The following is a 10,258-nucleotide window of genomic DNA, read 5'->3' as shown; positions in this document are numbered from 1 at the left end:
CGAACACATCAGTGGCGTCCAGTTCCCCGTCAAATACAGTGGTCACATGAATCTCTGTTTTGTTTTTTGCCATAGGCAGTTATCCTCCATACATGAAAATAGCCAGACAGAGGGTGTCGGCAACGAAGTCCGGCAACGGGCTTCAAAAGACCTTGCAAACAATCTCAATCTGGCGATGGTTACTATTTATACTTTTCTTTTATTTTTCTGTTGTTTTGGTTGTTATAAGGGTGAAAAGCCCGGAAATAAGGGGTTTTCACCGGCAACCGGCTCGGCAACGGGATAGCAACAGGGGGTGCAACGGGCTGTCCTTTTCAGAATGGAAGCTCCATCTGTTCTGTGACCTCCACAAAACCGTCCATCGTTTTTTCAGACGGGTTGCCGGAGTCCGTTGCCGGGTTTTCACGCTCCCAGCCCTTTTGTCTGCCGTATTCGGAAAACATTCTTGGGTTCTGAAAGTACCTCCAGCGGTCAATGCACTGGTTCATTATCTCGTTGATTTCCCGGATTTCCCATTGCTTCGGCTCGTCAAAAGCATGGTTCAAGGCTTCCTTGTAGAGCTGCTTGGAACAGACCATGCTCCCGGTGTACTTATCAAGATACGCCTGTATCATCCCTGCTTTGGTGTCCTCCGGCATAAAATCCCGCTGGTGTTCTTTGAGATACCGCTGCATGGTGGGGCTGAAAGCCAGCTTGAACCTGCCGCTTCGGTAAATCTCCATCGCTTCTGCCCACATCTGCTCGATATAGGCTCTGGAAGCGGCCTCGTCCTCCAAAATGTGAACCTCGGCTTGCTCCGGGTAAACCATGACGGGGATAAAGCGGCGGTTGCCGGAACGGTCAAGGGGCAGGAAGTCAAGGGCATTGGAAGTGCCGCCAAACACGCACTGACGGGGGCGGTCTGCCGGGTGGGTTTCATAAGGTATCTTGTAGACCTCCTTCTGCCGGCTTAAAAACGACTTGATTTCCTCAATGCTCTTGGCGTTGGCGGTTGCCATCATTTCCGACATTTCGATAATCCAGTGACCTTGCAGCTTGCGGTACACATTGTCATCGTCCAACTTCCGCAAATCATCGGAGAACCACTCGTCCCGGACTGCCAGCAGGCGGAAGAAGGTGGACTTGCCAGCCCCCTGACCGCCTACCAGACAGAGCATGATTTCAAATTTGCATCCCGGCTGAAAGGCTCGTGAGATTGCACCCAGCAGGAACAGCTTCAACGCTTCATAGGTGTAATCGTCTGCGTCAGCCCCCAGAAAGTGCCGCAGGCAGAAACGGATTCGTTCTGTCCCGTCCCACACAAGGGTATTGAGATAGTCCCGGATGGGATGGTACTTGTTTTCATTCGCCACAATCCCGATGGCGTTATCAATCTTTTTCTCATTGGTAAGCCCATAGGTTTCTTCCAGATAAAGAAGCAGATACTTCATATCTGTATCGTTCAGGGCGGTGCCTTCCCTGTGAAAACCGATGGGCTTTATGATGTCCTTGCGGTCGGTCAGAATGTTGTATGCAATAGCCCCGGAAAGTAGCGGGTCACGCTGGAATACGGTCAGGCAGTTCCGTATGCTCTGACGGACACCGCCTTTCTCGGTAGTTTCCAGCCCCGCCTTGATTTCCTCAATGCTCTGGGGCGGCTGCATGGCGTTCATGGTGTTTTTTAGTTCTTGCTGCGTCTGCGGCTGCAAGCTCTGCCATTCGCTGTTCAAGCTGTATCACATCCTTTCCGTAGTCCGCAATCAAAGCCGCTTTTTCCTCTGTCTCCCCGAACAGCAATATATCCAGCAGATATTCCACTTGGGCTTGCTTCTGTAAGGCTTCCACGAACCGGGGATGAAAGGCTTCCTCCGGGGAGTGCGGGGCGTAGTCCTTTCTCCATGCCATAAGCAAGTGAAGATAATCGGCAAGAATACGGAAGCAGCGGTTCTTTGCTTCCTGAAACTGTTCCTCCGGGGATTTCTGCCGGGGCTTGGGCTTTTTTGCCTTTCCCGGCGGTTTCCAGTCCTCATAGGAAAGCCCGAAGTCCTGTGCCAGTTGTACGGCAGCTTCTTTCTTTCCCAGCCCATACAGGGCGGCGGTAAAATCAATCACATCCCCATCCGCACCGCAGCCGAAGCAGTGGTAACGCCGATCCAGCTTCATACTTGGGGTTTTATCGTTATGGAACGGGCAGCAAGCCATCCCGTTCCGACCTACATGGATTCCATAATGCTCCGCAGCCTGTCTTGTTGTGACGGACTGCTTCACAGCTTCAAATACATTCAAATCTATCCCTCCTTGAAAATAAGAAAAGCACCTGACATTCTCTGATTGAAAATGCAAGTGCCTGTTAAAGTTCCATATCCTGTTGTCTGTGTTTCGCCTGTGCCGGGGCGGTTCTTTGAGCCTTTTTCTCGTCCGCCTTATCCTGCAAGACTTCCTTGATGGGCTGCTTCTTAGGCGGCTCTTTACTTTCCTCTGTGCCGGGTGTGGCTTTCCGTACCCAGTAGCGGATGTCCCGCAGCTTCTTCAAATCCTCCTGTACCTCGGTCAGCGGTACTTTCAGCTCTGCGATTTCGCTGAGAAGTTTTTCCTGCTCCTCTTGCAGCTCCTTTTGGGTACTGTCCTTATCGTCTGGGTGCTTGGCAAGGTAGGCAGCGGCTTTCTCATACCGGGCAACATCAGGGTGTTCCTGTTTGAATTTCTCCTTTGTTTTCTTGAAAAATATCTTCTGGTACTTCTCATAGACAGGCTTACATTCCTTGCAGTCTGTCCGGCTGGCAAGAATCCCGTCAATCACTTTGCTTCGGGCTTCCTTTGGCTTCATCTGATTGCGGTAATCTGCGGCTGATTTCCCGGAAGATTCCAGAAATGCTTCTAAGTCCTCCACAGTGGAAAGCCCCTTTTGCTGGAGATAGGACAGGGCTTCGCTGACTGCCTTTAAGTCCTGTGAAGTCCCCCGATTTTGTCCAGACCTCGTCCAGTCCTTCCGTTCTTCCTTTCGTATCTCCATATATTTCATCAGTAGATTGGGAAGAAGTGTCGCTTCCTCCGCCGCCTTTTGTGCAAGCAGTTCTTTCCGTTTTTCTCCCAGCTCGGTAATCCAGCCTTTGAGGTTTTGGATAAGCTGCCGGATGGACTTCATCAGGCGGTTGGCGGCTCTGATTTCCCGGTTCAGGTTGCCGATGTTCGTCTGGATACCCCGCTTTTCCATCTGCCGGACAGCAGCTCCCTCATGGACAGTAGGGATAATATCAAGCCCCTGTCTGGCATAGGAACGCAAGTCCACACGCTCTGGGCGGTCATTGGCTTCCAGATAGCGGTTCTGGATGACCTCCCATTCATGCCGCCAGATTTCGCAATACTTCTGGTCGTTCCAATCCACCGTATCCTCCTTGTGGCTTTTCCATCTGCCGGACGGAAGTTTTATCCGTTCCCCGTTTTCGTCAAGGTCATAAACCTTGCGGCTCTTGGGAAGCCATTTTCCATGTTCGTCCATTGCCCTCATAGTGAGCATGACATGGGCGTGGGGATTGTGTCCCGGCGGATGGGGGGCATGGATTGCAAAATCAGCAATCATGCCTTTGGAAACAAACTGCTGCTCACAAAACTCCCGGACAAGGACAGCATACTGGTCGGGCGGTATCTCTCTGGGGATGGTAAGCACCCACCGCCTTGCAAGCTGGGAGTTCCATTGTTTTTCCACCGCTTCGGCGGCGTTCCACAAAGTATTGCGGTCTGCATATTCCTGTGGGGCATTAGGTGGGAGCAGGATTTCATTGTGGACAATACCACGCTTTTCCGGGTAGTGCTTCACTTGCTGGTCGTATTCACAGAACAGCTTTTCGCCGCTTTGGTAAGCAGCGGCGGCAACCGCAGACTGTCGCTGGCTGCGCTGAACAATCGTGATTTCGTTGTGTGGGCAGGGCATTTCGTGTCCCTCCTTTCGGTAATTGGTGGATGGGGTGGCGTTTTACCACCTCATTTTGGCAGAAAAAAAGCAGGAGACCTTTTTCAGATTTCCTGCTCGGTGTGCCGCTATGTGGGCGGCGGGTATTTAATTGTAAAAGTTCGGGGCAAGTTGACCCGATGTGAAGCTGACAAACTTGAATTGATTTACTTTGTTTGTAAATCTTCCAGAAAGAAAATTCCCTCTGTTAGGTTGATAAACATTTCCTTGTCCTTGATTACATGAATTTTATTGTTCCACCAGACAGTAGTGTTATTAGCGGAGATGGTTTTGCTTGTTCCATCTTTAAGAAAATAAGTAATTGTAATAGCAGGTTCTTCTTCGCTATTCACTTCCCCAAATAAATCATATTTCAGAAATCCCGTTAGCTTTAAGGCTAACTCAATATCCTCACGGCTCGAAATTTCTTTAACATCATCCGTGACACTCGGATACGTGATATTTACAGACTGAATATCATTTATGCGGGGCAATTCCCAAAGATACATACCATTCATAAATATGTTGATTCCAACAATCAAAACTGTCATAACTATCACTTCTATCAAAAATCGAATAAGACATTTGAAAATCTTGTTCACCAATTTATCCTCCAATCTCGATTTCTCCTGCTCCCAAAATCCCGATTTGTTGTCATCTCCATTATACTTCATCGCCTATCGAAAAGATAGCGTATTTTATGAAACTTGTCGGCTGGGAACAGCTTGCACCGCAAGGTGTCCCCAACAGGCAAGTCCACAAAAGGGTAGCTGGCGGCAGCCAGCGCAGGGGAAGTGTAGCGTCCCCTGTATGATTTGGAGCAGACCATGACTGCGGAAAATCACAGCCCTCCGGCGAGGAGCCTTCGGAGAACGCAATGCACCAACCTCTGGGTGGTGTATAATTGCGCCCTTAGTAAACTAAGGGGTTTCCGGCTTCTCCCGTTCCAGCAGTTTTTTCAATAGTTCCTGCGTGTCCTGCCTGTGAAAAATGAGTTTCAACAACAGCATGACATCATCATCTGTCAGGCGTTCCGGCTCTTGCAGAAAACTTTCCAGCATACCGCCACGAGTACAGAGCCGGTGCGTCCGTTCCTTTCGGGTAAGCTGCTTTAACTGGTGCTGCAATGCCTTTTCATCATTGATGGCTTTCCGCAGTTTCTTTTCGCTTTTCTCCAACTCCCGATTGAGTTTTTCCAGCTTTGAGGTATCAGGCAAGGGCAGCGTCCTCCTTTCCCGGTATCAGCACATAAATCCTGTTTGGTTCTCCAACGCCCTGACGCACCCGCATGATAAGTCCGGCGTTTTCCAGTTCATTCAAAGAACGCTTGACCGTCATAGAGCTGCGGGACAGGACTGCGGCAATGGCTGTGACAGGGAAGCAGACAAACAGGATTCCGTTCTCGTCCTCCTGCCCATTGGAGAGCATAGCGTCCAACATCCGGCAGTACATGATCTTTGCGGTGCTGCTGACTGGAAACCCTGTCAACGCTCTTGGAAAAGCCATACAGGGCGGCAATGGTGTGTCTATCGTCATAAATTCAAAAATCATTCGGTGTGTTCCTCCTTTTTCTTTGCTCGTTTGGATAAATAACGGGGGCAGTCAATCACAACCGCCCGGAAGCTCTGCTTGCACCCATGCTGGCATTTCCGGCATAATTCGTTGTAAGTGACACGCCCCCGGTCATTGAGGTAAAAAGAAAGCTCATGCTTCCTCTTTTTGCTCATTCTCGGCATATTGCGCTTCCTCCCGTTTTCGTGTATGGTTTCGGGGCGATTTTCGGCAAAATTACAGCCATAGAGCCGCCTAAAATCTCCCGAAGTATCAGAGATAGGGTAGACTATCCCCCTATCAGATTGTCGTGTTTCGGTATCATTTCGGTGTCAGTTCGCCAGTTCTCCCCGGTGTCGTTCCTCCCCTGAATCTCACAGCGGCGTATCGCTCCCTTTGGTATGCTCGTTTTGGTCAGGGTTCCTCCATATCCCTGCCAAAAGTCATGGCACTACATCGCCGGGGAAGCATATCCCACACAGGCTGGTCATTCGATTGGAATAATCCATCGATGAACTACCTGTATCATAGAACATTTTTGTGCCCTGTGCCGTATGTCCACAAAGTAGGAATTCGGGGTAAAAATCAGAAATTTCCACGATTGCGGAATTGATATGGTATAATCAATTCAACGGTTATAAATGTCGTTAGAAAGGGGGAACTGCTTCAATGAACGGAGCTACTACAATACAGGAACGGCTAAAAGATTTACGATTAAACAAAGGATTAAAACTGGAAGAACTGGCTGAGCAAACGGGTATTTCAAAATCGGCTCTTGGCAGTTATGAAAAAGACGACTATAAGGAAATCAATCATGGCAACCTTATCCTGCTGGCAGATTTTTATGGGGTGTCCCTCGATTATCTCTTTTGCCGGACAGAGAACCGGGCGGAGATCAACACGCCATTAAGGGAGCTGCATTTGAGTGATGAGATGGTAGCACTTCTGAAAAGCGGTCGGATTAACAACCGTCTGCTGTGCGAACTTGCCACCCATAAGGACTTTATCAAGTTTCTTGCGGACATTGAGATTTATGTGGATGGGATTGCCACCATGCAGATTCAAAACCTCAACGCCCTTGTCGATACCGTCCGGCATGAAATCATTGAACGGTATCGCCCCGGCGAAGATGACCCCCATTTGAAAGTGTTGCAAGCCGCCCATATCAGTGATGATGAATATTTCAGTCACATGGTACGGGATGACCTCAACCTGATTATCCGGGATATTCGGGAAGCCCATAAAAAGGACAGCGAGAGTGCACCTCAGACCACCGTTGCCGATGAACTGAAAGAAAATCTGGAAGCGGTTGAAAATTTCAAGGGCAGCCGTGATGAAAAGCTGGTTGTCCTTTACTGTAAGCAGCTTGGTATCAACTATAAAAATCTGTCAGATGAAGAATTTCGCTGGCTGATTCGGATTCTCAAAAAATCAAAGAAAATGGGAACGCCTATCAGCCAGAGGAAAAAACGATAAAGAAAAACCGCTGTTGCATGGTTTGTTGGCTTCCATGTAGCAGCGGTTTTTGCTGGGATTATTCAGTTGAATTTTTAGCACGACAAACTGGAATTTTCAAATTAGTCTTTGCAAATAACCTTTGAATCTTCACCATCAATTACAATTCCCTGACGGTTGTTAATTGGGCATAGATTCAAATCCGAAAACTCAGTCATTATTTTCTCGGTAACTTTCTTAAATGGTGCTGTAAGATAATGCGGAAGAACATAGAAATCAATCAAATCAAGCCCTGCATCATCTTCTTGTGAGTAGTCCTCCGGCTTTTCATCCATTTGCTCGATATATTGGATGCTTGGAGCGCATATAATTGCGCCTGCCGACTCGCCGATCATCAATTTTCCATTTGCCAATTCCTTTTTCAGCAGTCCATCAGTTCCCGTTTTACGGAGCTGGTCCATAAGAAAGAAAGAATTTCCGCCGGTAAAATATATCACATCTGCTTCTTCAAAAACAGACTGTATCGTTGAATAAGCCTCCGTTGAAATATCAATTTCAGTTACGATCGCTCCCAACTTTTTGAATAATTTTCCTTTATTATTTTTCATTTTTTTAAACTATTTAATACTAATGTCTTTTATAATAGCTTTTCATATATTATATAATCAATCTTTATAAGTCCTTTTATAAATTTCTTTTCTACCATTTTCGATAAATTCCTGTTTAATATTTTTAATTCCATAAACAATAGTTTCAATAGGATAATATTCTTCAACTATATCTTGATATTCTTTTGCTTTCTCAATATCTATATTTCCATACATTCTTAATATATCTTCTCCAAAATTTGTTCCTATTTCTTCTTCACTATCTTCAAGTAAGTATATAAAATCACAATATTCATCTATAATTCCAGAATCTCCAAAATCAATTATTCCAGTTAATCTATTATTGCCATCTAACAATAGATGATTACAACTAAAATCATTATGGCATAAACACTTTTTACCCTCAAAAACTGTTGTTGCATTTAGTCTTTCCATAAAACTTTCTATATAATCTTTTTCTATATCAGTTAAATCATTATAAATAGTTTCACGCAACAATATATACTCTTCTAATACATTTTGTTTATTATCAATAGTACATTCACTAATATCTGTATAATCTAAACCGTGCATTTGTCTTAAAAAACTGGCAATATCTCGTTTTAACAAATTTTGTTCTTCTTCTGACATAGTAGAATAAATTTCTGGTGTTAAAAAAGTTCCTTTAATTTCTTTATAACCTAGTATAGATAATTCATCACTAATATACGAATATTCAATATTAGGAATTTTTACATTAGTTTCTAAATTTGTATTTAAAAAATTATATATTGCTTTTTCTTTTGCATAACCTTTTTTCTTATTAGTACTAAATTTTGTTTTAAAAATGTATTCATTATTAACTAAATATGCCACACTATCATAACCACTACCGATTATTTCAATACTATCTACTTTGAAATTATCAAAGTAATGCTCAATTAAATATTTCATTGCCTTAACATTTGTGGCATTATCATCATATCTATATTCCATTAAATAACAATCTTCTTTTTTGCCCTCGTGTAATTCATGTTCTGGCAAATCTTCAATAATTCTAAAACCAGATTTTTGGTATGCCCTTATTGCTCTTGGATTATTTTTATGAGGGTCTAAAATAACTGCATTAGCATTTCTTTCTTTTTTCAAAAATTCAAAAATCAATTTAATATATCTTGTACCAATTCCTTTACTCCAATAATTTGGCTCTCCTATAAATTGATCCATACCATAGACTATCTCATCAGTTTTTGGATAATGATAATCAGTATATAACTCATCATACATTTTATATATTTGTCCATATCCAATAGGAACATTGTTATATTCAATAATTACTCTAAAAACTTCATCTTCCCAAGGCTCTGTATAATGTTTTTTTAATGATTCTAATGTATATTTTTTATCTCTACCACCATAAAATTCTAATACTCTTTCATCAGTTAACCATTTTAACATCAAAGGAAAATCATCATCTATTAAAGTTCTTATACATATTTCATTTTCAACTATATTCATTTATTTATCACCTTTTTCATAATCATATACATATACTATTTCATCTTTATAATCATTTTTACCACCTAATTTTTCATATACATGGCAAGCTCTAGGATTACCTTTATCAGTTATTAAAAACATTTCAGAACAACCAATCTCTTTAGAATATTCCTTAATAAAAGATAATAATTTTGAACCATAACCTTTGTCTTGATAGTTAGGTAACATTCCTATTGAGTGTAAATAAAACATTGTTTTTCCATCAGGTCTTAAAAGTGTATAGCAATATGCAAATCCTATAATTTTATTATTTTCTTTAGCTATAAACCCAAATGAACTGGTATCATTAAGAAATCCTTTTAAATTATCAATATCAAAAACCATATTATCATCAATTAAAACTTCTTTATCTAATTTTCGAGCCGAGCCGACATAACCGGTGTAGCCTTCACGCAGTGAAGCTGTTGGAATAAATGCGACTTTCTTATTTTCAATTTCTTCCTTTATCAGACTTCCTACACTTGAAAAGTGCGAACATAAAAATAATTTCATCAATATTCTCCTTTATAAATTTCGATTTGTCATAATCATTCTACCATACCGTTATGAATAAATCATCTCTTGCAAAATAATTTCTTCTGCCCGGTTGTGAATGTTATTGCAACGCTGCACCCATTCCATTTGATGGGTACGCTTCAATTCCTCGGTCACACCATCGGCAGCCTTCATCTGCTCCATGATGGTGTCTAACCGTTCCTGTGCCTGTTCGTTCAGGTCTGCAAGATATGTCCATAACTCCCCGGTCAGTGTCAATGTGTTCAATCTGGCTGGATGGGCTTCTCTTAAATATTCCCGGTGCATCCGTCCGTACTTTCCGATAGGGCGGTGTTCCTCCGGCAGCTTCAAATCTGGGATATAGTAATCTCCGACAAGGATATAATCAATTCCGTTTTCCGTTATTCTTGGTTTCAATTCGCTCATGTTCCTTACCTCCTGTGGAAGCAGGCTCGTCTGGTACTAACTCAATCACATCGGTAATCTCACAATTCAGCGTTTCGCAGATACGGGCTAATGTATCCATGCTGATGTGCTTTCCCTCTTTGCTCATGTTGGCAATCATATTCGTTGTCATACCGGCGGCAAGCCTTAAATCTTCTTTTCTCATATCACGCTCTAACAGTGTATGCCAGAGTGGTTTATAGCTGATGTGCATATTGTTTTCCTGCCTTTCTATCCA

At 43.5% G+C, this 10,258-nt stretch carries 13 protein-coding genes and 1 pseudogene; 2 read left to right on the top strand and 12 right to left on the bottom strand.

Going from position 1 to position 10,258, the window contains the following annotated elements; translation table 11 throughout:
- Positions 1-46 precede the first annotated feature (46 nt).
- Positions 47-286, top strand: a complete 240-nt coding sequence (locus tag DWZ38_RS22565) for a hypothetical protein (protein ID WP_021682886.1) — start codon at positions 47-49, stop codon at positions 284-286.
- Between the two features lie 28 nt (positions 287-314).
- On the opposite strand, the gene DWZ38_RS21355 is transcribed toward DWZ38_RS22565, so the two are convergent.
- From DWZ38_RS21355 to DWZ38_RS21325, 7 genes are all read right to left on the bottom strand, one after another.
- The gene (locus DWZ38_RS21355; protein ID WP_117546827.1) at positions 315-1,652 is read right to left on the bottom strand and encodes a virulence-associated E family protein; all 1,338 of its coding nucleotides are present in this window, start codon (positions 1,650-1,652) and stop codon (positions 315-317) included.
- Positions 1,621-2,265, bottom strand: a complete 645-nt coding sequence (locus DWZ38_RS21350; protein ID WP_117546828.1) for a CHC2 zinc finger domain-containing protein — start codon at positions 2,263-2,265, stop codon at positions 1,621-1,623. Before DWZ38_RS21350 ends, DWZ38_RS21355 begins: the two co-directional genes overlap by 32 nt.
- Before the next feature lie 64 nt (positions 2,266-2,329).
- A complete protein-coding gene (mobQ, locus tag DWZ38_RS21345; protein ID WP_117855321.1) occupies positions 2,330-3,910 on the bottom strand; it encodes a MobQ family relaxase in 1,581 nt (526 codons plus the stop codon).
- A 185-nt stretch (positions 3,911-4,095) separates the two neighbouring features.
- Positions 4,096-4,545: a hypothetical protein gene (locus tag DWZ38_RS21340; RefSeq protein WP_117546830.1), complete on the bottom strand. Its 450-nt coding sequence runs from the start codon at positions 4,543-4,545 to the stop codon at positions 4,096-4,098.
- Positions 4,546-4,848: 303 nt separating this feature from the next.
- The gene (locus tag DWZ38_RS21335; protein ID WP_002594808.1) at positions 4,849-5,145 is read right to left on the bottom strand and encodes a DUF3847 domain-containing protein; all 297 of its coding nucleotides are present in this window, start codon (positions 5,143-5,145) and stop codon (positions 4,849-4,851) included.
- Positions 5,138-5,479 (bottom strand): DeoR family transcriptional regulator, encoded by a 342-nt coding sequence (locus tag DWZ38_RS21330; protein WP_015524256.1) that lies wholly within the window; start codon positions 5,477-5,479, stop codon positions 5,138-5,140. Before DWZ38_RS21330 ends, DWZ38_RS21335 begins: the two co-directional genes overlap by 8 nt.
- Positions 5,476-5,664: a hypothetical protein gene (locus DWZ38_RS21325; RefSeq protein WP_002304353.1), complete on the bottom strand. Its 189-nt coding sequence runs from the start codon at positions 5,662-5,664 to the stop codon at positions 5,476-5,478. The genes DWZ38_RS21330 and DWZ38_RS21325 overlap by 4 nt, the downstream gene beginning before the upstream one ends.
- 484 nt (positions 5,665-6,148) lie before the next feature.
- Between DWZ38_RS21325 and DWZ38_RS21320 the strand changes: the two genes are divergently transcribed.
- Positions 6,149-6,955 carry a helix-turn-helix transcriptional regulator gene (locus DWZ38_RS21320; protein ID WP_006573790.1) on the top strand — a complete coding sequence of 269 codons (807 nt, stop codon included), beginning with the start codon at positions 6,149-6,151 and terminating at the stop codon, positions 6,953-6,955.
- A 101-nt stretch (positions 6,956-7,056) separates the two neighbouring features.
- On the opposite strand, the pseudogene DWZ38_RS21315 reads toward DWZ38_RS21320, so the two are convergent.
- The 5 genes and pseudogenes from DWZ38_RS21315 to DWZ38_RS21290 form a co-directional block, all read right to left on the bottom strand.
- Positions 7,057-7,524 (bottom strand): annotated as a pseudogene (locus DWZ38_RS21315) (Type 1 glutamine amidotransferase-like domain-containing protein); the annotation flags it as partial.
- 75 nt (positions 7,525-7,599) lie between these two features.
- On the bottom strand, positions 7,600-9,039 hold the full coding sequence (gene aph(2'')-Ia, locus DWZ38_RS21310; RefSeq protein WP_001028144.1) for an aminoglycoside O-phosphotransferase APH(2'')-Ia: 1,440 nt from the start codon (positions 9,037-9,039) through the stop codon (positions 7,600-7,602).
- Positions 9,040-9,405, bottom strand: coding sequence for a GNAT family N-acetyltransferase (locus tag DWZ38_RS21305; protein ID WP_002303448.1), 366 nt, complete (start codon positions 9,403-9,405; stop codon positions 9,040-9,042). It abuts the gene before it with no gap.
- Positions 9,406-9,624: 219 nt separating this feature from the next.
- On the bottom strand, positions 9,625-10,002 hold the full coding sequence (locus DWZ38_RS21295; RefSeq protein ID WP_003533403.1) for a TnpV protein: 378 nt from the start codon (positions 10,000-10,002) through the stop codon (positions 9,625-9,627).
- Positions 9,962-10,258: helix-turn-helix domain-containing protein (locus DWZ38_RS21290; protein ID WP_347520337.1), on the bottom strand; the 297-nt coding region annotated here is incomplete at its 5' end. The genes DWZ38_RS21295 and DWZ38_RS21290, both read right to left, overlap by 41 nt.

The organism is Ruminococcus sp. AF31-8BH (genome assembly GCF_003460605.1).
Lineage (GTDB): Bacteria > Bacillota > Clostridia > Lachnospirales > Lachnospiraceae > Blautia_A > Blautia_A acetigignens.
Note: the sequence above shows the minus strand (reverse complement) of the source record. Positions and strands in the feature narration are given on the sequence as shown.